Below are 21,893 nucleotides of genomic sequence, written 5' to 3' on the forward strand. Positions count from 1 at the left end.
CACGCGGCACACACGGCGCGCCGGGCGGGACCCGGCGCGCCGTCGTCTGCGCTCAGGCGCCCGGGAAGACCTCGCGCAGCAGCGGGTCGGGCACGCCGCGCTTGCCCCACTCGCGCGGGTAGCCGAGCGACACCTCCTCGAACGGGACGCCGTCGTAGCTGGTGCGCCGCGGGATGTGCAGGTGCCCGTAGATCATCGTGGCGGTGGGGAACCGGCGGTGCCAGTCCGCGGTCAGCTCGGTGCCGCACCACTGGGCGAACTCGGGGTACCAGAGCACCTCGGTGGGCTGGCGGACCAGCGGGTAGTGGTTGACCAGCACCAGCGGCAGCTGCGGGTCGTGCTCGGCGAGCCGCTTCTCGGTCAGCCGGACGCGCTCGCGGCACCAGGAGTCGCGGTCCGGGAACGGGTCCGGGTGCAGGAAGCGCTCGTCCGCGCAGACCACGCCGGATTCGTAGGCGGCGGCCAGCGACTCCTCCTTGGTGCTGGTGCCGGGTGCCCGGAAGGAGTAGTCGTACAGCAGGAACAGCGGGGCGACGGCGACCGGGCCGCCCGCGCCGGTCCACACGGGGTAGGGGTCCTCGGGGGTCACCACGCCGAGCTCGCGGCAGATGTCCAGCAGGTGCTCGTAGCGTTCGACGCCGCGCAGCTGGACCGGGTCGTTGGGGTGGGTCCACAGCTCGTGGTTGCCGGGGGCCCAGATCACCTTGGCGAAGCGCTCGGCGAGCAGGCCCAGGGCCCAGCGGATGGTGGTGGTGGACTCGGCCACGTCACCGGCCACGATCAGCCAGTCCTCGGGTGAGGCGGGCTGCAACTGTTCGACCAGCTCACGGTTCTGCTGGTAGGAGACGTGCAGGTCGCTCACCGCGAGCAGCCGGCCGCCGGCCCCGTCCCGTCGCGTGCCGTCCGTGTGGTTGTCGCCGGTCATGTCAGCCCCCCAGGTGGTCGTCCCTGCCGTTGCGGTCACAGTACCGGGGTCCGGCGGCCGGAACACGGCGCCCGGATCACCGGCCGCCGCCGCGGCCCTTGACAGGGCGTCATGTCCGCGCCAGCTTTGGGGCACCCCCACACCGAGAGGTCTCTCATGAAGAAGCCGCTCATAGGCATGCTGGCCGCGCTCCTGACCGCCGGGGCGACCGCCCTCGCCGGAGCACCCGCCGCGACCGCCACCACGACGGCCACGACGACGGCCGCGACTGCCACCACGACCACCGCGACGGCCGGCGCCACGACCGTCGCCGCGGAGCCGGCCCAGGCCGGCAAGATCGCCGCCGTCACCTTCGCCGGCACCGTGGCCCTGAGCAACTGTTCCGGCTCGCTCGTCCGGTTCCCCGGCTCCACCGCCAACGACCCGGCGCTGGTGCTCTCCAACGGCCACTGCCTGGAGACCGGTATGCCCGGCCCCGGCCAGGTGGTCGTCAACCAGGCTTCCAGCCGCAGCTTCACCCTGCTGAACGCGAGCGGCGGATCGCTCGGCACCCTGCGCGCCAGCAAGATGGTCTACGGCACCATGACCGACACCGATGTGTCGATCTACCAGCTGAACACCACCTACGCCGCCATCCAGTCGCGCTACGGCATCGCCCCGCTGACCGTGGCGGCCACCCACCCCGTGCAGGGCACCTCGATCAAGGTCGTCTCCGGGTACTGGAAGAAGATCTACTCCTGCTCGGCCGACGGCTTCGCCTACCGGCTCAAGGAAGCGGACTGGACCTTCAAGGACTCCCTCCGCTACACCTCCACCTGCAACGTCATCGGCGGCACCTCCGGCTCGCCGGTCGTCGACGCCACCAGCGGCCAGGTCGTGGCGGTGAACAACACCATCAACGAGAGCGGCCAGCGCTGCACCCTGAACAACCCGTGCGAGGTGGACCAGAACGGCGCGGTGACCGTCCGTCCGGGCATCGGCTACGCCCAGGAGACGTACATCATCCCCGCCTGCTTCAGCGCCGGGAACAAGCTCGACCTGACCAAGGCCGGCTGCACCCTACCGCGCCCCTGACCAGCACGTTCGCCCCTGATGGGCCATCCGCGACCGGCGGGTGGCCCATTCGGCCGTCTACCGGACGGCCGGTCCGACCGGCGGCCGCGCACCGGCTGCCGGAGAGTTGTACGGACCAGAGCACCAACCAGTTCCGTTGACCCGATGGAGAGTTGATGACCACCACGATCAGAAGGCTGCTGGTCGCCGTTCTGTTGATACCGCTGCTCGGCCTCGGCCTGGCCCCGACGGCCCTTGCCGCCGATCCGGCGGCAGGCGCGGCCCCGGGCGCCGCCCGGGCCGCCGGCGGCGCCTCGCCCGCCGACGACCCGTCGGCCGACATCGGGGACCGCCTGGCGGCGATCCCCGGGCTGACGATCACCGAGGAGCAGCCCACCACCACCGGCCACCGCTTCTTCCTGCTCACCTACACCCAGCCGATCGACCACAGCCGGCCCTGGCGGGGCACCTTCCAGCAGCGCCTCACCGTGCTGCACCGCGGCTACGACCGGCCGACCGTCTTCTTCACCAACGGCTACGCCCTGCGTACCGCGCCCACCCGCACCGAACCGGCCCGGCTGGTCGACGGCAACCAGGTCTCCATCGAGTACCGCTACTTCGCGCCGTCGCGCCCCGAGCCCGCCGACTGGACCAAGGCCGGCATCGAGCAGGCGGCCACCGACGCGCACCGGCTGATCACCGCGCTCAAGCGGATCTACCACCAGGAGTGGCTCTCCACCGGCGGCTCCAAGGGCGGCATGTCCTCCACCTACCACCGCCGCTTCTTCCCGGACGACGTGGCCGGCACCATCGCCTACGTCGCGCCGAACGACGTCGACGACCGCGAGGACTCCGCGTACAGCCGGTTCTTCCAGAACGTCGGCACCCCCGAGTGCCGGGCCGCGCTGACCGCCACCCAGCGTGAGCTGCTGGCCCGCCGCGACCGGCTGGAGCCCCGCTACGCCGCCGACAACGCCGCCGCCGGCTCCACCTTCACCACCATCGGCAGCGCCGACCGGGCCTACGAACTCGCCGTGCTGGACTCGGTCTGGGCGTTCTGGCAGTACAGCCTGGAGGCCGACTGCGCGAACGTCCCGGGCGCCGCCGGCACCGACGACGCGCTGTACGCCTGGCTGGACGCGCGGGTCGGCATCACCGGCAACAGCGACCAGGAGCTCGCCGGCTACACCGCGTACTACTACCAGGCCGGCACCGAGCTGGGCTCGCCCTCCTTCGACGTCTCGGCCCTCAAGGGCCTGCTGCGCTACGACTACAAGGAGCTGTACGCGCCGCGCAGCTACGTGCCGCGCAGCATCCCGATGCGGTTCGACCCGTCCGCCATGCGCGACATCGACCGCTGGGTGCGCCACTCCGCCGAGCGGATCATCTACGTCTACGGCCAGAACGACCCGTGGGGCGCCGAGCCGTTCCGCCTCGGCCGGGGCAGCGAGGACAGCTACGTCTACACGGTGCCCGGCGGCAACCACGGCGCGAACATCGCCCGGCTGCCGGCCGCCGAGTCCGCGGCGGCCACCGCCAAGGTGCTGGAGTGGGCCGGCCTCGGCTCCGACGCCGCCCACGCGCTGAAGGGCCAGTACCAAGTGCCGCCGATCGGCCCGCTGGACGAGGCGGGGCTGCGGCAGGACCGCGTCCGCCTGTAGGACGCCGCTGCCCACGAGACACGGGGCACGAGACGAGGGCCGCCCTGCCGGGCGGCCCTTCGTCGTACGGCGGGCCCGTGCACCCCCTCCCCGAAGCAGTGAATCGGTGCTTCAATGCTTCCATGGCCTACCGCCGCACCCCCGCCGTGCAAGCCCGCCTGGACGCCCAGCGCGAGGCGGTGCTCCAGGCCGCGGCCGGCCTGCTCGCCGAGCGCGGCTACGGCGGCTGCAGCATGGCCGCCGTCGCCGAGCGCGCCGGGATCGCCACCGGGTCGATGTACCAGCACTTCGCGAGCAAGGCCGAGCTGTCCGTCGAGCTCTTCCGCCGGGTGGTCACCCGGGAGGTCGCCGCCGTGCACGAGGCCGTCGCCCGCCACGACACCCCCCGGGGACGGATCGCCGCCGTCGTCGAGACCTTCGCCGCCCGCGCCCTGCGCGCCCCCCGGCTCGCCCACGCCCTGCTGGTCGAACCGGCCGACACCGTGGTGGACGCCGAGCGCCTGGTCTTCCGCCGCACCTTCCGCGACGTGCTCGCCGCCGAGATCACCGCCGCCCTCGCCGCCGGCGAGCTGCCGCCCCAGGACCCGCAGCTGACCGCCGCCGCGATCGTCGGCGCGACCGCCGAGGCCCTCACCGGCCCGCTCGCCGCCGCACCCCCGCCCGCCTCCCGGACCACCCCGCACGCGGTGGTCCCCGCCCTGGTCACCTTCACCCTCCGTTCCCTGGGAGCACGCGATGACAGCGACGCATGAGGTCACCAACCAGGTCCCGCTGCCGTACGGGCACGACACCGCCGCCGACCCCGCGCTGCTCGCGGCCCTGCACCGGGCCGGCGCCGGCTGGGCCGAGCCCGAACTGCGCGCCCTCGGCCGGCTGGCCGGCTCCGAGCAGGCCGCCGAGTGGGGCCGGCTGGCCAACGAGAACCCGCCGGTGCTGCGCACCCACGACCGCTTCGGCCACCGGATCGACGAGGTCGAGTTCCACCCGTACTGGCACGAGCTGATGCGCACCGCCGTCGGCCACGGCCTGCACGCCGCCCCCTGGCGGGACGAGCGGCCCGGCGCGCACGCCGCCCGCGCCGCCAAGTTCCTCGTCTGGGGCCAGGTCGAGGCCGGCCACACCTGCCCGGTCTCGATGACCTACGCCGCCGTCCCCGCGCTGCGCGCCACCCCGGAGCTGGCCGCCGAGTTCGAGCCGCTGCTCGCCGCCACCGAGTACGACTTCGGGCTGCGCGAGCCGCACGGCAAGCGCGGGCTGATCGCCGGCATGTCGATGACCGAGAAGCAGGGCGGCTCCGACGTCCGCACCAACACCACCACCGCCGTCCCGCAGCCGGACGGCAGCTACCGGCTGACCGGCCACAAGTGGTTCACCTCGGCGCCGATGTCCGACCTCTTCCTCACCCTCGCCCAGGCCCCCGGCGGGCTCAGCTGCTTCCTGCTGCCGCGCGTCCTGCCGGACGGCACCCGCAACCGGCTGCGGCTGCAGCGGCTCAAGGACAAGCTGGGCAACAAGTCCAACGCCTCCGCCGAGATCGAGTACGACGAGGCCTACGGCCGGCTGGTCGGCGAGGAGGGCCGGGGCGTGCGGACCATCATCGAGATGGTCACCATGACCCGCCTGGACTGCACCATCGGCGCCGCCTCCGGGATGCGGCTCGGCGCCACCCGGGCCGTCCAGCACGCCCTGCACCGCCGCGCCTTCGGCCGGGCCCTGGTCGACCAGCCGCTGATGCGCAACGTGCTCGCCGACCTGGTCGTCGAGTCCGAGGCGGCCACCACGGTGGCGATGCGGCTCGCCCAGGCCACCGACGCCGCGCTCGCCGGGGACGAGCGGGAGGCGCTGGTGCGCCGGCTCGGCCTGGCCGTCGCCAAGTACTGGGTCTGCAAGCGCGGTCCGGCGCACGCAGCCGAGGCCCTGGAGTGCCTGGGCGGCAACGGCTACGTCGAGGAGTCCGGCATGCCCCGGCTCTACCGGGAGGCGCCGCTGGTCTCCATCTGGGAGGGTTCCGGCAACGTCGCCGCCCTGGACGCGCTGCGGGCCATGGCCAAGCACCCGGAGACCGTCGACGCCCTCCTCGGCGAGCTGGACGCGGCCGCGGGCGCCGACCGCCGGCTGGACACGGCCGTCGCCGACCTGCGCAAGCAGCTCACCGACCTCGACCGGCTTGAGTACCGCACCCGCCGGCTGGTGGAGGCGATGGCGCTGGCCTTCCAGGGCTCGCTGCTCGTCCGGTACGGGGACCCGGCGGTGGCCGACGCGTTCTGCGCCTCGCGGCTCGGCGGCGACCACGGCGCGGCCTTCGGCACCCTGCCGCCCGGTCCGGACGCCGGGGCGATCATCGACCGCGCCCGTCCGGTGCCCGCCGCATGAGCGTGCCCGGCCAGGCGGCCGGGGTGCGTGCCTTCTGGCAGCGCCTCGGCCTGCCCGGCCTGATCGACGTCCACACCCACTTCATGCCGCAGAACGTCCTCGACAAGGTGTGGGCGTACTTCGACGCGGCCGGCCCGCTGACCGGCCGCCCCTGGCCGATCACCTACCGCGAGGCGGAGGAGCAACGCGTCGCCCGGCTGCGGGAGTTCGGGGTCCGGGCGTTCACCGCGATGCTCTACCCGCACAAGCCCGGGATGGCCGAGTGGCTCAACGCCTGGGGCGCGGACTTCGCCGCCCGCACCCCCGGCTGCCTGCACACCGCCACCTTCCACCCCGAGCCCGGCGCCCCCGGGTACGTCGCGCGGGCGCTCACCGGCGGCGCCCGGGTGTTCAAGGCGCACCTGCAGGTCGGCGGCTGGGATCCGAGGGACGGACCGCTCGACGGGGTGTGGGGCCTGCTCGCCGAGACCGGCACCCCGGTGGTCACCCACTGCGGCTCCGGCCCCGTCCCCGGCAAGCACACCGGACCGGGGCCGATCGGGGAGGTGCTCGCCCGGCACCCCCGGCTGGTCCTGGTCGTCGCCCACCTCGGGATGGACGAGTACACCGGCTTCCTCGACCTCGCCGAGCGGTACCCCGGCGTGCGGCTGGACACCACCATGGCGTTCACCGACTTCGCCGAGCGGGACGCGCCGTTCCCGCGCGTCGAACTGCCCCGGCTGCGGGCGCTGGGCGACCGCGTCCTGCTCGGCACCGACTTCCCCAACATCCCCTACCCGTACGGGCATCAGCTGGAGGCTCTGGAGCGGCTCGGACTGGGGGAGGAGTGGCTGCGCGCCGTCTGCCACGACAACGCGGCCGCCCTGTTCGGAATATGACGGACCGTCACGTCCCCTGGGCGGGAGAGTGCGTGGTCGCCGCCCATGGCGGCGACCCGCGCAGTTCCCGCACCTCGTGGCCGCCCGTCGTCCCCCTCCCGTTCGTCCCGGTCGCGTGGTCCGGGAGTACCGCCGGACCGGCCGGACAGGACGCCGCAAGGCGACGGAGCGACGGAGACCGGACACCATGGACGTCACAGCCGCCGATCCGGACACCGTGCTGGACACCCTGGACCGCCGGCTGGTCTGCGCGCTGCAGGCGAACGGCCGGGCCGGGGCCGGACTGATCGCCGAGGTGCTCGTCATCTCCCCGCGCACCGTCACCCGCCGGCTCGCCCGGCTCCAGCGGTCCGGCCTGGTCCGGGTGGTCCGGACGCCCGACGCCGGGGACGCCGCGGTCGGCGCGCTGCTGCTGCGGATCCGGGTGCTGCGCGGCAAGGCCGACACCGTCGCCCGGGCCCTCGCCGACCGGCCGGACGTGCCGCTCGTCGACGTCATGCCCGGCGGCCAGGAGATCGGCGCGGTGATGCTCGCCGACGCCGACGCCGACGCCGACGCCCGCCACCGCCGCCGTCGCCGAGACCACCGTCCACGCGGTGCTGCACGCCTTCGCGGACGCCGGCCGGTGGCGCTCGGGCCACCTGGGCGAGGCCGAGGCCGCCGCGCCGGCCGAACCCCCGGTCGCCCGCCCCGCCCCGGGCGGCGTCGTGCTGGACGACCTGGACCGCGCGCTGCTGGCCCGGCTCGGCGAGGACGTCCGGCAGTCCCACGCGGCGCTCGCGGCGGCCGTCGGCACCCCGGAGCCGACCGTGCGGCGCCGGCTGTACCGGCTGGACGGCGCCGGGCTGGTGCGCTCCCGGGTCACTGACACCCTCGGCCCGCTGGGCGTCGGCCGCGCCGAGACGACGATCGTGGCGCGGGCCGTGAAGCGGGCGGGCGTGCCGCCGCGTCGGCCGCGCGCCCGGGCATGACCCCGGAGGTAATCGACGCCCGGCCGGGCCCCCGGCACAGTGGTGCCCACCCGGCGGCGGCACCGCCGGCCGGGTTCCCACCCCACTCCCGGAGGCCGATCCGCCATGTCCGCGCACAGCCTGAGCACCGCCGGCCGCACCGCCCCCGCCTCGTTCAAGGCGCTGCGCGGCTTCCTCGCCCTCGACGCCGTCGTCAGCGGCGGCAACGGCCTCGCCTACCTGGCCTTCCCCGGGCCGCTCGGCGAGCTGCTGGGTGTCGGCCGCTCGACCCTGCTCGAACTCGGCGCCGTGCTGGCGGTGTTCGGCCTCGCGGTCGGCCTGCTGGCGGCCCGCCCGCAGCCGCCGGGCCTCGCGGTGCGGGCGGTGATCGACATCAACCTGCTCTGGACGGTGCTCAGCGTGGTGGCGATGGAGCTGTGGTTCGCGCCGACCACCGCCGGCTACGTCTGGATCCCCTTCCAGGCCGCCGCCGTGGCCCTCTTCGCCGTGCTCCAGTTCACCGCCCTGCGCCGCCTGCCCGGCTGACGGCACCGGATCGTCGCCGCTACCGCACCGCCCCGACGGCGGCCTGGAGGTAGGCGGCCGTCTCCGGGTCGGCCGGGAGGAAGGTCTCCATGGCCAGCTCGGAGACGGTCACGTCCATCGGCGTGTTGAAGGTGGCGATCGTCGACAGGAACGACAGCACCCGCCCCTCGTGGACGATCCGCAGCGGCAGCGCGAACGGGAACAGCTCGGTGATGTCCTCCTCGGCCTCCTGGGCCGCCGCTCCGGACGGCTCGGGGTAGGCCCGGACCTCCTCCAGCAGAGCCCGCAGCGGCTCCGAGCGGACCAGTCCGACCTGCTGCTCCATCCGCTCCAGCAGGTGCCGCCGCCACTGCCGCAGGTTCACGATCCGCGGTGCGACGCCCTCCGGGTGCAGGGTGATCCGCATCGCGTTGAGCGGTGGATCCAGCAGGTGCGGGGCGATCCCGGAGAGCAGCAGTCCGAGCGCGCGGTTGGCCGCGAGGACCTGGAAGGTCCCGTCGACGACCAGCGCCGGGTAGGGGTCGTGCGAGGCGAGCAGCCGCTCCATCCCGGAGCGCAGGGCCGCCATCGCCGGGTCGTCCAGCCGCTTCTCGGGGTAGTGCGGCGCGTACCCGGCGGCCAGCAGCAGCGCGTTGCGCTCGCGGACCGGGACGTCGAGGTGCTCGGCGAGCCGGAGCACCATCTCCTGGCTGGGCCGGGCCCGGCCGTTCTCGATGAAGCTGATGTGCCGGGCCGACGAGTCGGCCAGCAGGGCCAGCTGCAGTTGGCTGAGCCGGCGCCGTTCCCGCCAGCCGCGCAGCAGTACGCCCACGCCCGTCCCGGCGGCCTCCGGCCCCATCCCCACCATGATCGTCATGGCCGGAGGCTACTACCGCGGGCGCCGGGGCGTCAGGCGCCGGTGGTCGAACCCGGCCGGACGATCATCAGCACCACGACGACCGCCCAGAGCAGGTTGAAGACGCCGGCCGTCATCGGCAGCAGCCTGAGGCCGTTGACCGCCTTGCCGTGGTCCTCCGAGCCGTTCTCCAGGGCGAGCGCGTCCACCGCGGCCTGCTGGGCGGGCAGCACGAACAGCAGCAGCGCCAGGGCCGCGACGGCGGTCAGCACCATGGAGACGATCATCCAGGACTGGCCGAGCACGTCCATCACCTGGGCGAGCCCGATGCCGAGGACCGGCACGGCGATCCCGAGCAGCGCGTAGACCTGGGTGATCCGGTGCAGCAGCCGCAGCATGCCGGCGTCGGCGGCCTGCTCGGGCCCGCCCGCCAGCGCGGCCCGGGCCCGGCGCGGGAACATGCTGACGGCCACGGCCACCGGGCCGATGAACAGCACCGAGGCGAGGACGTGCAGGCTCAGCAGGAACTTGGCCATGGCGGGGCACCCTTGGGAGTCAACGGGGGCGGCCCGGCGGCGGTCGCGGCGCGGGCAGCCGGGGCGCACGGTTCTCCTCGCCCCGCCCAGGACGCTAACACCGCTTATCCGACCGGCCCCCACCCAGGTCGGCCCCCGCCCGCGCCGGCGCCCGCCCGCCGGCGCCCGCCCCGGTCAGGCGCGCAGGGCGTCGAGCGCCACCGCCCGCGGCGGCAGCTCGCTGACCGCCGCGACGGCCGCGCCGTGCGCCTCGTCCACCCAGTCGAGCACCTGGAAGCCCTCGAAGGGGCTGAGCAGCGGCGCCCCGCCGGGCAGGTCGAGCGGCAGCCCGGAGAGGTCGACGGAGGCGAGGCCGTCCAGCGTGGTCCGGCCGATCTTGACCAGCGCCTCCTTGCGGACCCAGAGCCGCAGGAAGGCCCGGGCCGGGTCGGTGTGCTCCCGGACCTGCCGCAGTTCCTCCTCGGCCAGCACCCGGGGCGCCACGTCGAGCAGGGTGCCGCCGCGGTCGGTCAGCTCGACGTCGACGCCGACCGGCCGGTGCCCGGCGGCCGCCGCGACCACGCCCCTGGTGTGCGAGAGGCTGACCTCGATCCCGGGGTGGTCGGGCAGGTAGGGCTTGCCGTGGTCGCCCTTGTCGCAGTCGGGGCAGTGCTGGGCGAGCGTCAGCGCGGCGGCCGGGACGCCGAGCAGGTCGGCGGCGCAGAGCCGGACCAGGACGTGCCCGGCGATGAAGTCGGTCCGCCCGGACTCGTGCCGGAACCGGGCGGCGCGCTCCTTCTCCACGGCGGTGAGCAGGTGCTCGCCGGCCCCGGGGCGGCGCAGCACGTCGGCGCTCGTGGCGACGGTGGCGATCACGTCGGGAGCGGCGGAGGCGTCGGAGGTCAGGCCCGCGGAAGTCATGCCCCCAACCTAGCGGGGCCGCGTCCGTGCGGGGGAGACACGGTCGGCTCGCCCGGCCGGAGGATTTTCGGATCAACGCTGATGGTCTGTAGGGTATGGATCGTCCGATTTGGTATCGGATATCCCGAATCTCTGGATTCTCTGGGAATCGACCGGGATGATCCAGGATCAGCCGGAACACGGCAGGTGCGCCCCACCTGCCATTTCTCTGCGCGGAGGAAAGTGTCGATGAGTCAGGGAACCGGTGCGCCCGGTCACAGAAGAGCCACCGTGGAGCGGCCCCCCGCCCCCCGCGGCCGGCGGAACGTCCGGATCGCGGTGGCGACCGCCGCCGCGGTGCTGCCGCTCGCGGCGGTGCTGACGGTCGGTTCGGCCGCGCCGCTGGCCCCGCCGCTGGGCGCGTGCAGCGGGCCGGACTGCCCGGCCACCTGGCCGCCGCCGAACAACGGCGACTTCCCCGGCCGGGACGCCACCATCAACGTCTTCACCGGCGGCAACTACACGGTCACCGGCCGGGCGGCCGAGGCCGAGGGCAAGATCGTCACCCTCGGGAACTTCACGGTCGACAAGAGCCAGGGCGGCGGCGCGTTCAACGCGGGCGTCGTCGGCGTCGGCTCGCGGGTTCCTCCGCCGAACGGCAGCGACTTCCTCACCGTCGGCGGCAACGTCAGCGTCCTGCCCGGCAACTCGCTGCTGATCGGCGGCAGCGACTCCCAGGGGCAGGCCTTCGGCAACCTCCGCTACGCGGGCACGCTCACCGGCACGGTCAACATCGACCCGACCGGCCAGGCGATCCAGGACGCCAACGCCGCCGCGCCGTACCAGTCGGTGCTCACCCAGATCGAGGACGTCTCCGCCTGTGTCGGGCGGGCCACCGCCACCGGCACCGTGGCGCTCACCAGCAGCGAGGCGACCTTCACCGGTGACGGGACCAGCATGAAGCAGGTCTTCAACGTCGCCGGGAACCTCACCTCGCCGACCGGCGGGCAGATCGGCCTGGTGTTCAACAACATCCCGGCCGGTGCCACCGTCGTGGTCAACATGCTGTCCGCCGACCCGGTGATCAACACCTACACCGGCACCGGGCTGCCCGGCGACCCGACCACCGAGATGCGCTCCAAGCTGATGTGGAACTTCCCCACGGCCACCAGTGCGCAGATCAACGGCAGCGCGCAGTTCCAGGGCGCCGTGATGGCGGGCAACCCGGCCGGCACCACGACCATCGACATGCCGGGCCTCAACGGCCGGGTGTACCTGGCGGGCAATCTGGTGCAGACCGGTAGCGGCGGCTACGAGATCCACAGCTACCCGTTCGACGGGGACCTGCCGGACTGCGAGGTCACCCCGAGCCCGACGCCCACCTCGCCCTCCCCGACGCCGACCCCGACGCCCACCGAGACCACCACCTCGCCGGCGCCGACCTCCCCGACGCCGACCACCACGTCCCCGGCGCCGACCTCGCCGACCCCGACGCCGACCGAGACCACCACCTCGGCCGCCCCGACCAGCCCGACCGCGACGTCCAGCACCTCCAGCGCCGCGCCCACCAGCCACGGCCCGACCAGCCACGGTCCCACCACCCACCACCCGGCGCCGAGTCACGGCGGCGGGGGCGGCGGCCAGCTGCCGTCGACCGGCGCGGGCAACGCCCCGGTGGTCTTCGGCCTCGCCGGTGCGGGCCTGCTCGCCCTCGGCGGCCTCGCCGTCCTGGCCGCCCGCCGTCGCGGCCGCCACAGCTGACGGTTCGCGGCGGCCGCTCGCCGCACAGCTCGGGCCGCCCGGTCTCCCCGACCGGGCGGCCCGTCGCGTTCAGGCCCCCGCGCGCCCGCCCGGCCACCCGGCGAGCCCCTCGGCGAGCAGGCCGAAGCCCGCCGTCACCGCCGCCGTGACCCGGGCCCGGACGGCGTCCGCCGGCTCGCCGGCCACCACACCCCGCCGGACCTCCGCGAGGGCCGCCCGGTGCGCCCCGGCGAGCGCGCCCGCCACCATCCGGGGGAGCGGGGCCCCGGCCGGGAGGCCGGCCTCCTCGGCCAGGGTGGCGGCCAGCGCCTCCTCGGCCCGTTCGCCGAGCTCCAGCAGCCTGGCCCGCAGCGCCGTACTGCCCTCGACCGTCCGCCAGAACGCCGCGGCCCGCGGGTCCAGCCCGTACGTCGGCTCGCCGGCGTCCAGCCCGGCCAGCAGCTCCGCCCGGACGGCGTCGACCGGCGAGCTGCCCGCCGGCCGCTGCCGCACCACCAGGGCCAGCCGGTCGACCACCTCGTCCTGGCGGTCGAAGAAGAGGTCCTCCTTGGTCGGGAAGTAGTTGAACACCGTGGTGACGGCCACGCCGGCGGCGCGGGCGACATCGGCCACCGTCACCCGCTCGAACCCGTGCTCGGCGAACAGCCCCGTCGCGGTGTCGGCCAGCAGGGTCCGGGTCTGCCGCTTCTTCTCCTCGCGAAGTCCCATGCCGGGAATCATAGTGCCGCACCAAACTTGTAGTGACACCAGGAATTTGGGCTACGGTGGGGCCCATGACCTTCACCTTCGGCATCTACCCCGGCGGCCTGCTCGGCGACGAGAGCCGTGTGATCACCCCCGTCCGCCCCGACGACCCCGCGCGGATCACCGCCGCGCTGCGCGCACTCCAGGGCGCCGCGCCCGCCCTGCTGGTCCGCGCCTACCGCTCCTACCCCGGGGGACCGGCCACCCCGCCGACCCCGGCCGCCCCGGAGCAGTACACCGGCGGCGGGCGCCGGCTCGACCTGGTCCTCCAGTTCCGGGCGCCGGACGGCCGGCTGGACGGCTGGCCGGAGTTCGTCCGGCGGACCGTCCGCGAGGAGGGCGGGCGGATCGGCACCCTGCAGATCTGCGAGGAGCCGAACGTCGGCCTCCCGGTGCTCGACGGCTCCGTGCCGAACGTCCGGCGGGCCCTGGTCGAGGGGGTCGTCGCGGCCAAGGAGGAGGCGCTGGCGCTCGGCCTCGACCTCGCCGTGGGGTTCAACGCGGCGTTCAGCCCGGACCCGGCCGACCCGTTCTGGCCCGCCCTCGGCGAGCTCGCCGACGAGCGGTTCCACCGCGCGCTCGACTACGTCGGCCTGGACTTCTTCCCCGACGTCTTCCGTCCCGTGCCCGCCGCGCATCTCGGCGCGGCGGTCGCGGCGGTGCTCACCGGCTTCCGCCGGGAGGTCGTCACCCGGGCCGGCATCGGGCCCGGGGTGCCGGTCCGGGTCTGCGAGCACGGCTGGCCCACCGGCCCCGGCCGCCCGGAGCAGCGGCAGGCCGAGGTGGTCGAGGAGGTGGTCCGGACGGTCGCGGGCCTCGCCGGCGAACTCAACCTCACCGGCTACGGCCACTTCGGCCTGCGCGACGCGGACAGCGCCGGCCCGGGCCCGTTCCACCGCTTCGGCCTGCTGCGGGACGACTACACGCCCAAGCCGGCCTTCGCGGTGTACGGGAAGCTGATCGAGGAGCTGACGGCGGCGTGACACCGGGAGCCCGCCGCCGCGGGCCGGCGGCGGGCTCCCGGGCTCAGGTCACCTCGCCGCGCCGGGCGAAACGCCCGTCCTTCCACTCACCGCTCTCCAGCACCTGCGCCAGGTGCCGCGCCGCGTCCCACACCTCGGTGTGCGAGAGGTACAGCGGGGTGAAGCCGAAGCGCATGAGGTCCGGCGCCCGGAAGTCCCCGATCACCCCGCGGGCGATCAGCGCCTGCACCACCGGGTAGCCGTCGGCGTGCCGCAGCGCCACCTGGCTGCCGCGCCGGGCGTGCTCGCGCGGGGTGACCACCTCGACGCCGTCCAGGTCCTCCACCAGAGCGATGAACAGATCGGTCAGCGCCAGGCTCTTGGCCCGCACGGCGGCCCGGTCGGCCCGCTCCCAGACGTCCAGCGAGGCCTCCAGCGCCGCCTGGCCGAGCAGCGAGGGCGAGCTGGTGAGGAAGCGGCCGATGCCCTCCTTCGGCTCGTAGCCGGGCTCGAAGGCGAACGGGCGGGCGTGCCCGAACCAGCCGCTCAGCGGCTGCGGCGGCCCGGCCGCCAGGTGCCGCTCGGCGACGTACAGGAAGGCCGGTGCGCCGGGGCCGCCGTTCAGGTACTTGTAGGTGCAGCCGATCGCGAAGTCGGCGCCGCTCGCGGTGAGTTCGACCGGCAGGGCGCCCACCGAGTGGCAGACGTCCCAGATCATCAGCGCCCCGGCGGCCCGCACCCGGGCGGTGATCCCGGGCATGTCCAGCAGCTCGCCGGTCCGGTAGTCGACGTGCGAGAGCACGACCGCGGCGACGTCCCCGTCCAGGTGCTCGTCCAGCTCGGCCGGGTCGATCAGCACGCTGCGGGTGCCCGGGACCAGCCCGGTCACGCCCTCGGCGATGTAGAGGTCGGTCGGGAAGGCCGCGCGGTCGCCCAGCACGGCACAGCGGCCGGGGCGCAGCCGCAGCGCCGCCGCCAGCACCTTGAACAGGTTCACCGAGGTGGTGTCGCAGACCACCAGCTCCTGCGGGGCGGCCCCGACCAGCGGGGCGATCCGCCGGCCCAGCCGGTACGGCTGCTCGAACCAGCCCGCGTCGTTCCAGCTGCGGATCAGCTCCCGGCCCCACTCCTGCTCGACCACCGCCCGCACCCGCTCCGGGGTGCGGACCGGCAGCGCGCCGAGCGAGTTGCCGTCCAGGTAGATCACCCCCGGCGGCAGGGCGAACTCCCCGCGGAACGCCGCCAGCGGGTCGGCGGCGTCCAGCGCCGCGCACTCCTCGCGCGTGATCATGCCCTGCCCCTCCATCGTGTCGCCCGTGCCCACTGCCTGTTCATGCCCGCCGCGCCCGGCGCCGTCACAGCTCGTCCCTGATCGTCCACAGCTCGGGGAAGACGTCCTGCTCGGCGGAGCGGCGCAGCCAGGTCAGACCGCTGGAGCCGCCGGAGCCGGGCTTGCCGCCCATCGACCGCTTGACCGCCGCCAAGTGGCGCTGACGCCACCGCGTCACCCGCTCGGCGACGTCCAGCAGCGCCTCGGCCAGCGGCAGCAGCCCGGCGTGCTCCGCCTCGGTGTAGACCCGCCGCCACGCCGCCGCGACCGCCTCGTCGGGCCGGTACCGCTGCGCGGAGACGGTGTCCGGGACGTCCAGGCCGCGGCGGGCCAGCAGCGCGAGCGCGTCGTCGTACAGGCCGGGGGAGCGCAGCGCCGCGGTGAGCTCCGCGTGGGTCCGCGGGCTGTCCCGGTACATGTTCAGCAGCGCCGGGTTCTTGTTGCCGAGCAGGAACTCCAGGTGCAGGAAGGCCGAGGACTGGAAGCCCGAGGCCTCGCCGAACAGCGGGCGGAAGGCGTTGAACTCGCGCGGGGTGAGCGTGGCCAGGAGGTCCCAGGACTCCACCAGCACGTCCTGGACGTGCGTGCCCCGGCGCAGCGCGGCCAGCGCGCCCGGCAGGTCGTCCTCGCGCAGGGCGCGCTGGGCGAGCGTCCACTCGTGCCGCAGCAGGCCGAACAGCAGCTCCATCACCTGGGTGGTGACGATGAACGACAGCTCGGCGGGCACCTCGCTGAGCGGGTGCTGCAGGCTGTGCAGCTCGTCCAGCCGGGCGTAACGCGCGTAGGGGGTGCCCCGCTCCGGCGCACCGTCCCGACCGAACGACAGGTTGGGCTTCTCCACCGTGTCGTGCCCCATGCCCGATCCTCCTGACGTCCTCGGTGAGTACCGGAGCCCCATTGTGCGGCGGCTCGTCCCGCATTTGAATGGGCGGCGGGCACGGCAACCGCGGCCGCGCCTGTCGTTCGAGAGGTGTTCTCCCGATCCTCTTCACGATCGCAAAGCAGCGGGATCCAGCCAACCGGACCACACCCTCAGGAGCCGCCGTGGACGCCGTCGACCGCCGCCTGCTGGCCGAGCTGCAGGCCGACGCGCGGCTCTCCTACAACGAACTCTCCCGCCGGGTGAGCCTGTCCGCACCCGCCGTGGCCGAACGGGTCCGCCGCCTGGAGGCCGACGGGGTGATCACCGGCTACCACGCCCACGTGGACCTCACCCGCTCCGGCCTGCCGATCACCGCGCTGGTCCAGCTCCAGTGCTACGGCCCGCGCTGCGTGCTGCGCGACCCGGAGGTGGCCCGGTGGCCGGAGGTGCTCCAGCTGCACCGGGTCACCGGGGGCGCCTGCTGCGTGCTGCTGGTCGCCGTTCCGGCGATGGCCGATTTCGAGGCCCTCATCGACCGCCTCGGCGGCTACGGGCAGCCGGCCAGCTCGATGATCCTCTCCAGTCCCGTTCCCTGGCGGCCGGTGGTCGTGCCCTGAGCCGGCCGATAGGTTCCTGGCCATGCCGATCGACCGTCACATCCTGCTGCTCCCGGGCAGCCTGCGCGCCGGGTCCGTGAACGAGACCGTGCTGCGCACCGCCGCCGCCGTCGCGCTGGCCACCGAGGGCGTCGCGACCACCTACTACACCGGGCTGGCGGGGCTGCCGCACTTCAACCCGGACCTCGACACCGACCCGCTGCCGGAGCCGGTGGCCGAGCTGCGGGCGGCGGTGGAGGCCGCCGACGCCCTGCTGATCTGTACGCCCGAGTACGCCGGGACCCTGCCGGGGGCCTTCAAGAACCTGCTGGACTGGACGGTCGGCGGCATCGAGATCGCGGACAAGCCGACCGCCTGGATCAACGCCGCCGGGACCGGCCGGGGCCTGGGCGCCGAGGCGGCGCTGGGCACGGTGCTGCGCTACACCGGGGCGAGCGTGGTCGAGGCCGCCTGTGTGCGGGTGCCGCTGGCGCGCGGGGACGTCGGCGCGGACGGGCTGGTCGCCGACCCGCTGGTGCGCGACCGGATCGGCGAGGCGCTGGTCCGGCTGGCCGCGGCCGCCTGAGCCGCCGCGCCGTCGCCCGCCCCGCTGCGCCGGCGCGCGGCGCCCCGGCTCAGTGCTCCTCGGGCAGGTGCACGCCGAGCCCGGCGAGTCCTTCCAGGAACAGCTCGGCGCCGACCGCCGCGAGCAGCAGACCGAGCAGCCGGGCGATCACCTCCAGCGAGGTCCGGTGGGTGCGCAGCATCAGCGGGGCGAGCACGGCGACGCAGGCGAAGTTGATCGCCACCACGGCGACGTAGGCGCCGGCCACGGTGGCGTGCCAGCCCCAGTCGTCCTTGGCGAGCGAGCCGACCAGGACGGCGGTGACCGCGAGCGGGCTGGCCAGGTACGGCAGCAGCAGCTCGCGGACGCCCTCCACCATCGGGTTCGCCAGGTGCTCGTCCGTCTCGTCGGCGCCGGCGCCGAGGTGGACGCCGAAGACCAGCGCGACCGCGTAGACGAAGAAGATCAGTCCGCCGGCGAGCTGCAACGACTGGTCGCTGATGTGGAACAGCGAGGTGACGAAGTCGGCGCTGAAGGCGAGGGCCACGCCGATCAGGGCCGAGATCAGCGAGCTCCAGGCCGCCAGGCGCCGCAGTTCCCCGGAGGTCCGGGTGGAGGCCAGCCGGGCGAAGGAGAGCAGGACCTTCGGCGGGCCGACCACGGCGAAGAAGGCGATGAAGGCGCTGCTCAGGTCGAAGACGAACATGCGCCAAGCATGGCGGCGGCGATCACCGCCGCCCGGCCGCCACGCCTGGGCGCGGGTTATTCCCGTTCCCGCCGCGATTCGCCCGAACGGCCGTCCCGGGTCGAGCCGGGCGATGGTTTCCGCTGCGATGGAAGCCGGACCACTCCTCCGTGCGGCGGAGGGCTCCGGAAGGGGACTTGGACATGGCTCTGAACCGTAGCGACCTGGGCCTGCTGGCCCTGCGCGGTGCCGTCGGCGGGGTGCTGATCGCCCACGGCACGCAGAAGCTGTTCGGCTGGTTCGGCGGCGGCGGCCTGGAGGGCACCACCAAGGCGATGGAGGCGATGGGCTTCCACCCGCCGCGGCAGAGCGCGCTGGCCGCGGGCCTCGGCGAGACCGGCGGCGGCGCGCTGCTGGTGGCCGGGCTGGCCACGCCGGCGGCCGGCGCGGTGGTGGCCGGGACGATGGCGGGCGCGGTCGCGGTGCACGCGCCGTCGGGGTTCTTCGCGATGTCGGGCGGCTACGAGTACCCGGCGTTCCTCGGCGCGACCGGTCTGGCGCTGGGGCTGGCCGGGCCGGGCCGGCTGTCGCTGGACCACCTGACCGGGCACGCCGTCAACCAGCCGTGGGTGGGCCTGCTGGCCTTCGCGGCGAGCGCGGCCTCGGCGTACGGGGTGGTGGCCCGCCGCCGGCACGCCGTGCGGCTGGCGGAGGAGCGCGCGGCGGTGGAGGCGCAGACGCAGGAGGGCTCGGGGCTCTCCTGACCCCGGCCGGGCCGCCGGGCGGGGGCTCACCCGAACGCTCCAGCCCTGGTGGCGCCCGCCCCGCGGCCGCCGGAACGTGGGCGGGGAAGCGCGCCGGGCATCCGGCGCCGGCCAGACCCCGCCGGCCAGAATCGAGGACCCCGATGGACCGCCAGCCGACCCGCCGCCCCGCGGCCCCGCCCCGGCCCACCGCCGCCGACCCGCACGCCCCCGCCGTCCGCCGTCCGCACCGCGCCCTGGCCGCGGCCGTGGGCGCCGCCCTGCTCGGCGGGGCCGCGCTGGCCGGCTGCTCCTCCGACGGCGACGGCGGCAACGCGGCCTCCTCGGCCGCCGCGCAGGCGGGCTCGGCGATCGCCGGAGCCGCTTCCGCGGCGGCCTCGGCGGCGAGCGCGGCGCTGGGCACGGCGGCCGGCGGGCTCTCCTCGGCGGCGGCCTCCGCGGTCGCCTCGGCGCAGGCGGCGGCCTCCTCGGCGATCGCCGGTGTGAAGGGCGGCCTGGACGCGAAGGGGGACGTCGCGGTCGGCGCGGTGTCCTTCGTGGACGGCAAGGCCGAGGTGACGCTGACCGTCACCAACCACGAGCAGGAGGGCAACCGTTACGTGATCCAGGTCAACTTCACCGACGACAGCGGCAACGTGCTGGACGTGACCGCGGTGACCCTCCCGGACGTCGCGGCGGGCCAGAGCACCGAGGCGAAGGCGCGCAGCAACCGGGACCTGACGGGGTCGGTGAAGGCCGTAGTCGCCAATGCCGTCCGCTACTGAGCACCCCCGGGCCGCCCCGGCCCGCCCGGCCGCCCCCGCTGATCCGCAGGTCAGCGGGGGCGTCGCGGTTCCCGGGGAACCTTAACGGCGGCTCAAGCCTCAACATCACCCCTTGACGGGGTAGTTGGTCTAGTCCATTTTAGTCCCCAGGTGCAGGGAGCCCCTGAGCCGGCGTCAGCGGTTCGCCGCTGACGCCGGTTCGGCATATCCCGGCGTCCGTCAAGGCATGATCCCGCTCGATTCCCCCATCCCGTTCTGTCATGTCCCGGTCGTACGGCCCCACCCCGTACCTGCGTCCCGGGACACGCCGGAATCCCCCACACCCAGGAGTCACGCACCCATGCTCCGTTCACGCATCGAAAGGGCCGGGGCCCCGGTTCAGGAGGGCGGCCGTCGCAAGCGGTCCAAGAGCCTGACCGCGATCGCCGCCGGTACCACGGCCTCCCTGCTGCTCGGCGCGGGCCTCGCGCTCAGCGGTGGCGCCACGGCCAACGCCGCCGTCGGCAACAGCACCGGCGCGCCCGCCACCAGCGGTGGCATCAAGGTCGCCTACTTCGACCAGTGGTCGATCTACTCGAACGCGTACTACCCGAAGACGATCCAGGACACCGGCGTCGCCGGGAAGCTGGATTACATGATCTACTCGTTCGCCAACATCCACCCCACCAACGGCACCTGTTTCCAGGCCACCAAGGCCGCGAGCCAGGACGAGAACAACCCCAACGCGGGTGACGGTGCGGCGGACGCGTTCGCCGACTACCAGAAGAGCTTCGGCCCGGACCTCTCGGTCGACGGTGTCGGCGACGTCTGGGGCCAGCCGATCGCGGGCAACTTCAACCAGCTGAAGAAGCTGAAGGCGAAGAACCCGAACCTCAAGATCCTGATCTCGCTGGGCGGTTGGACGTACTCCAAGTACTTCTCGTCGGCGGCCGCCACGGACGCCTCGCGCAAGAAGCTGGTCTCGTCCTGCATCGACATGTTCATCAAGGGCAACCTGCCGGTCGACGCCGGCTACGGCGGCCCGGGCTCGGCGGCGGGCATCTTCGACGGCATCGACATCGACTGGGAGTACCCGGGCGGTGGCGGCCACCTGGGCAACCAGGCGAGCCCGAACGACAAGCAGAACTTCACCCTGCTGCTGAAGGAGCTGCGCGAGCAGCTCGACGCGCAGGGCAAGATCGACGGCAAGACGTACCACACCGCCGCCGCGGTGGGCGCCGGCCAGGACAAGATCAAGAACGTCGAGACCGACAAGATCGGCCAGTACCTGACGTTCCTGGACATCATGACGTACGACATGCACGGCGGCTGGGAGGCCAAGGGCCCGACCAACCACCAGGCCCCGATCTACTCCGGCCCGAACGACCCGATGACCCCGGTCCCCGGCGGCACCGGCAAGTACTCGGTCGACGACGCCGTCAAGGCGTACACCGTGGGCGACCCGCAGTACGGCATCGCGGGCGGCTTCCCCGCCAAGAAGATCAACGTCGGCGTGCCGTTCTACTACCGCGGCTGGACCGGCGTCCAGAACAACGGCAAGAACGGTCTGTTCCAGCCCGCCACCGCCCCGGCCCCGGGCGCGGCCCTGTCGGGCAACGTCCCCGGCATCCAGATGTACAAGGAGCTGGCCGGCTTCGTCGACAACCCGTCGAAGACCTACTGGGACGACGCGGCCAAGGCGACCTACTTCTACGACGGCAACGTCTTCTGGTCCGGTGAGGACGCCCGCTCGATCCAGGCCAAGCTGGACTACGCGCACTGCAACGGCCTCGGCGGCTCCTTCGCCTTCTCGCTGTACGACCTGGGCACCAAGACCGCGCTGTTCGACAAGATGGTCGAGGCCACCAACGGTTCCGCCGCGGCCTGCCCGGCCCCGCCGGTGACCACCCCGCCGACCACGCCGCCGACCACGCCTCCGACCACCCCGCCCACGACCCCGCCGACCACCCCGCCGACCACCCCGGCCGGTTGCGCGGGCGCCCCGAGCTGGGACGCGGCCGCCACCTACGCGACCCCGACCAAGGTCTCCTGGAAGGGTCACTACTACACCAACAAGTGGTGGACCAAGGGCGACGACCCGAGCGCCAGCGGCGCCTGGGGCGTCTGGACCGACAACGGTCCCTGCTGACCCGCCACTGATCGGATGAGGGCCTGACGGACCCTCGCACCGCGCACCAGAGGTCCGGCCCGCCGGGGGAGTCCCCCGGCGGGCCGGACTGCTGTC

General features: G+C 74.2%; 22 protein-coding genes and 1 pseudogene. 15 read left to right on the plus strand and 8 right to left on the minus strand.

Annotated features, from left to right (window positions below; translation table 11 throughout):
• Positions 1–52: 52 nt before the first annotated feature.
• Entirely contained in the window at positions 53–925 is an 873-nt protein-coding gene (locus tag ABT093_RS09230) for a metallophosphoesterase family protein (protein ID WP_350562048.1), read from the minus strand.
• Between the two features lie 156 nt (positions 926–1,081).
• On the opposite strand from ABT093_RS09230, the gene ABT093_RS09235 reads away from it, so the two are divergent.
• From ABT093_RS09235 to ABT093_RS09270, 8 genes and pseudogenes are all read left to right on the plus strand, one after another.
• Positions 1,082–1,999, plus strand: a complete 918-nt coding sequence (locus tag ABT093_RS09235; protein ID WP_350562050.1) for a S1 family peptidase — start codon at positions 1,082–1,084, stop codon at positions 1,997–1,999.
• Between the two features lie 155 nt (positions 2,000–2,154).
• A complete protein-coding gene (locus tag ABT093_RS09240) occupies positions 2,155–3,639 on the plus strand; it encodes a S28 family serine protease (protein ID WP_350562052.1) in 1,485 nt (494 codons plus the stop codon).
• Positions 3,640–3,761: 122 nt separating this feature from the next.
• A complete protein-coding gene (locus ABT093_RS09245) occupies positions 3,762–4,391 on the plus strand; it encodes a TetR/AcrR family transcriptional regulator (protein WP_350562054.1) in 630 nt (209 codons plus the stop codon).
• The gene (locus tag ABT093_RS09250; protein WP_350562056.1) at positions 4,375–6,012 is read left to right on the plus strand and encodes an acyl-CoA dehydrogenase family protein; all 1,638 of its coding nucleotides are present in this window, start codon (positions 4,375–4,377) and stop codon (positions 6,010–6,012) included. Before ABT093_RS09245 ends, ABT093_RS09250 begins: the two co-directional genes overlap by 17 nt.
• On the plus strand, positions 6,009–6,890 hold the full coding sequence (locus ABT093_RS09255; protein ID WP_350562058.1) for an amidohydrolase family protein: 882 nt from the start codon (positions 6,009–6,011) through the stop codon (positions 6,888–6,890). Before ABT093_RS09250 ends, ABT093_RS09255 begins: the two co-directional genes overlap by 4 nt.
• Positions 6,891–7,077: 187 nt before the next feature.
• A pseudogene (locus ABT093_RS09260) lies at positions 7,078–7,194 on the plus strand (Lrp/AsnC family transcriptional regulator); the annotation flags it as partial.
• Between the two features lie 292 nt (positions 7,195–7,486).
• Positions 7,487–7,861 carry an Lrp/AsnC family transcriptional regulator gene (locus tag ABT093_RS09265; protein ID WP_350562060.1) on the plus strand — a complete coding sequence of 125 codons (375 nt, stop codon included), beginning with the start codon at positions 7,487–7,489 and terminating at the stop codon, positions 7,859–7,861.
• Positions 7,862–7,966: 105 nt separating this feature from the next.
• Positions 7,967–8,386: a hypothetical protein gene (locus ABT093_RS09270; protein ID WP_350562062.1), complete on the plus strand. Its 420-nt coding sequence runs from the start codon at positions 7,967–7,969 to the stop codon at positions 8,384–8,386.
• Between the two features lie 19 nt (positions 8,387–8,405).
• Here ABT093_RS09270 and ABT093_RS09275 read toward each other — a convergent pair whose 3' ends face one another.
• The 3 genes from ABT093_RS09275 to ABT093_RS09285 all read right to left on the minus strand — a co-directional run bounded on the left by ABT093_RS09275 (position 8,406) and on the right by ABT093_RS09285 (position 10,657).
• Complete coding sequence (locus tag ABT093_RS09275) at positions 8,406–9,242, minus strand: MmyB family transcriptional regulator (RefSeq protein WP_350562064.1); 837 nt, start codon at positions 9,240–9,242, stop codon at positions 8,406–8,408.
• Between the two features lie 32 nt (positions 9,243–9,274).
• Positions 9,275–9,757, minus strand: a complete 483-nt coding sequence (locus ABT093_RS09280) for a DUF2269 family protein (RefSeq protein ID WP_350562066.1) — start codon at positions 9,755–9,757, stop codon at positions 9,275–9,277.
• Positions 9,758–9,931: 174 nt separating this feature from the next.
• Complete coding sequence (locus ABT093_RS09285; RefSeq protein ID WP_350562068.1) at positions 9,932–10,657, minus strand: 4'-phosphopantetheinyl transferase family protein; 726 nt, start codon at positions 10,655–10,657, stop codon at positions 9,932–9,934.
• A gap of 270 nt (positions 10,658–10,927) precedes the next feature.
• Here ABT093_RS09285 and ABT093_RS09290 point away from each other — a divergent pair, with 270 nt between their 5' ends.
• A complete protein-coding gene (locus tag ABT093_RS09290; RefSeq protein ID WP_350562070.1) occupies positions 10,928–12,397 on the plus strand; it encodes a choice-of-anchor A family protein in 1,470 nt (489 codons plus the stop codon).
• 69 nt (positions 12,398–12,466) lie between these two features.
• Here the strand turns inward: ABT093_RS09290 and ABT093_RS09295 are convergent, their stop codons facing one another.
• On the minus strand, positions 12,467–13,105 hold the full coding sequence (locus ABT093_RS09295; protein ID WP_350562072.1) for a TetR/AcrR family transcriptional regulator: 639 nt from the start codon (positions 13,103–13,105) through the stop codon (positions 12,467–12,469).
• Positions 13,106–13,170: 65 nt separating this feature from the next.
• On the opposite strand from ABT093_RS09295, the gene ABT093_RS09300 reads away from it, so the two are divergent.
• On the plus strand, positions 13,171–14,124 hold the full coding sequence (locus tag ABT093_RS09300; RefSeq protein WP_350562074.1) for a hypothetical protein: 954 nt from the start codon (positions 13,171–13,173) through the stop codon (positions 14,122–14,124).
• A gap of 43 nt (positions 14,125–14,167) precedes the next feature.
• Here ABT093_RS09300 and kynU read toward each other — a convergent pair whose 3' ends face one another.
• Positions 14,168–15,394, minus strand: coding sequence for a kynureninase (gene kynU / locus ABT093_RS09305; protein WP_350562076.1), 1,227 nt, complete (start codon positions 15,392–15,394; stop codon positions 14,168–14,170).
• A gap of 64 nt (positions 15,395–15,458) precedes the next feature.
• Positions 15,459–16,289 carry a tryptophan 2,3-dioxygenase gene (locus ABT093_RS09310; protein ID WP_350562078.1) on the minus strand — a complete coding sequence of 277 codons (831 nt, stop codon included), beginning with the start codon at positions 16,287–16,289 and terminating at the stop codon, positions 15,459–15,461.
• Positions 16,290–16,477: 188 nt separating this feature from the next.
• Between ABT093_RS09310 and ABT093_RS09315 the strand changes: the two genes are divergently transcribed.
• Both ABT093_RS09315 and ABT093_RS09320 read left to right on the plus strand, forming a co-directional pair.
• Positions 16,478–16,912 carry an Lrp/AsnC family transcriptional regulator gene (locus tag ABT093_RS09315; protein ID WP_350562080.1) on the plus strand — a complete coding sequence of 145 codons (435 nt, stop codon included), beginning with the start codon at positions 16,478–16,480 and terminating at the stop codon, positions 16,910–16,912.
• Between the two features lie 22 nt (positions 16,913–16,934).
• Entirely contained in the window at positions 16,935–17,477 is a 543-nt protein-coding gene (locus ABT093_RS09320) for an NADPH-dependent FMN reductase (RefSeq protein ID WP_350562082.1), read from the plus strand.
• A gap of 49 nt (positions 17,478–17,526) precedes the next feature.
• On the opposite strand, the gene ABT093_RS09325 is transcribed toward ABT093_RS09320, so the two are convergent.
• Positions 17,527–18,162 (minus strand): MarC family protein, encoded by a 636-nt coding sequence (locus ABT093_RS09325; protein ID WP_350562084.1) that lies wholly within the window; start codon positions 18,160–18,162, stop codon positions 17,527–17,529.
• A 182-nt stretch (positions 18,163–18,344) separates the two neighbouring features.
• Between ABT093_RS09325 and ABT093_RS09330 the strand changes: the two genes are divergently transcribed.
• From ABT093_RS09330 to ABT093_RS09340, 3 genes are all read left to right on the plus strand, one after another.
• Positions 18,345–18,905 carry a DoxX family protein gene (locus tag ABT093_RS09330; RefSeq protein ID WP_350562086.1) on the plus strand — a complete coding sequence of 187 codons (561 nt, stop codon included), beginning with the start codon at positions 18,345–18,347 and terminating at the stop codon, positions 18,903–18,905.
• 143 nt (positions 18,906–19,048) lie between these two features.
• Positions 19,049–19,669 (plus strand): hypothetical protein, encoded by a 621-nt coding sequence (locus tag ABT093_RS09335; RefSeq protein WP_350562088.1) that lies wholly within the window; start codon positions 19,049–19,051, stop codon positions 19,667–19,669.
• A gap of 340 nt (positions 19,670–20,009) precedes the next feature.
• Positions 20,010–21,797, plus strand: a complete 1,788-nt coding sequence (locus ABT093_RS09340) for a glycosyl hydrolase family 18 protein (protein ID WP_350562090.1) — start codon at positions 20,010–20,012, stop codon at positions 21,795–21,797.
• Positions 21,798–21,893: the final 96 nt, after the last annotated feature.

The sequence above is a fragment of the Kitasatospora sp. NPDC002551 genome (genome assembly GCF_040296005.1).
In the GTDB taxonomy this organism is placed as follows: domain Bacteria; phylum Actinomycetota; class Actinomycetes; order Streptomycetales; family Streptomycetaceae; genus Kitasatospora.

What these genes read in the sequence shown, in the direction of transcription:
- ABT093_RS09245 (WP_350562054.1), top strand. Translation starts at nt 3,762, where the DNA reads ATGGCCTACCGCCGCACCCCCGCCGTGCAAGCCCGCCTGGACGCCCAG.
- ABT093_RS09300 (WP_350562074.1), top strand. Translation starts at nt 13,171, where the DNA reads ATGACCTTCACCTTCGGCATCTACCCCGGCGGCCTGCTCGGCGACGAG.
- ABT093_RS09310 (WP_350562078.1), bottom strand. Translation starts at nt 16,289, where the DNA reads ATGGGGCACGACACGGTGGAGAAGCCCAACCTGTCGTTCGGTCGGGAC.
- kynU (WP_350562076.1), bottom strand. Translation starts at nt 15,394, where the DNA reads ATGATCACGCGCGAGGAGTGCGCGGCGCTGGACGCCGCCGACCCGCTG.
- ABT093_RS09320 (WP_350562082.1), top strand. Translation starts at nt 16,935, where the DNA reads ATGCCGATCGACCGTCACATCCTGCTGCTCCCGGGCAGCCTGCGCGCC.
- ABT093_RS09325 (WP_350562084.1), bottom strand. Translation starts at nt 18,162, where the DNA reads ATGTTCGTCTTCGACCTGAGCAGCGCCTTCATCGCCTTCTTCGCCGTG.
- ABT093_RS09235 (WP_350562050.1), top strand. Translation starts at nt 1,082, where the DNA reads ATGAAGAAGCCGCTCATAGGCATGCTGGCCGCGCTCCTGACCGCCGGG.
- ABT093_RS09275 (WP_350562064.1), bottom strand. Translation starts at nt 9,242, where the DNA reads ATGACGATCATGGTGGGGATGGGGCCGGAGGCCGCCGGGACGGGCGTG.
- ABT093_RS09240 (WP_350562052.1), top strand. Translation starts at nt 2,155, where the DNA reads ATGACCACCACGATCAGAAGGCTGCTGGTCGCCGTTCTGTTGATACCG.
- ABT093_RS09255 (WP_350562058.1), top strand. Translation starts at nt 6,009, where the DNA reads ATGAGCGTGCCCGGCCAGGCGGCCGGGGTGCGTGCCTTCTGGCAGCGC.
- ABT093_RS09270 (WP_350562062.1), top strand. Translation starts at nt 7,967, where the DNA reads ATGTCCGCGCACAGCCTGAGCACCGCCGGCCGCACCGCCCCCGCCTCG.
- ABT093_RS09250 (WP_350562056.1), top strand. Translation starts at nt 4,375, where the DNA reads ATGACAGCGACGCATGAGGTCACCAACCAGGTCCCGCTGCCGTACGGG.
- ABT093_RS09330 (WP_350562086.1), top strand. Translation starts at nt 18,345, where the DNA reads ATGGCTCTGAACCGTAGCGACCTGGGCCTGCTGGCCCTGCGCGGTGCC.
- ABT093_RS09340 (WP_350562090.1), top strand. Translation starts at nt 20,010, where the DNA reads ATGCTCCGTTCACGCATCGAAAGGGCCGGGGCCCCGGTTCAGGAGGGC.
- ABT093_RS09280 (WP_350562066.1), bottom strand. Translation starts at nt 9,757, where the DNA reads ATGGCCAAGTTCCTGCTGAGCCTGCACGTCCTCGCCTCGGTGCTGTTC.
- ABT093_RS09335 (WP_350562088.1), top strand. Translation starts at nt 19,049, where the DNA reads ATGGACCGCCAGCCGACCCGCCGCCCCGCGGCCCCGCCCCGGCCCACC.
- ABT093_RS09285 (WP_350562068.1), bottom strand. Translation starts at nt 10,657, where the DNA reads ATGACTTCCGCGGGCCTGACCTCCGACGCCTCCGCCGCTCCCGACGTG.
- ABT093_RS09295 (WP_350562072.1), bottom strand. Translation starts at nt 13,105, where the DNA reads ATGGGACTTCGCGAGGAGAAGAAGCGGCAGACCCGGACCCTGCTGGCC.
- ABT093_RS09230 (WP_350562048.1), bottom strand. Translation starts at nt 925, where the DNA reads ATGACCGGCGACAACCACACGGACGGCACGCGACGGGACGGGGCCGGC.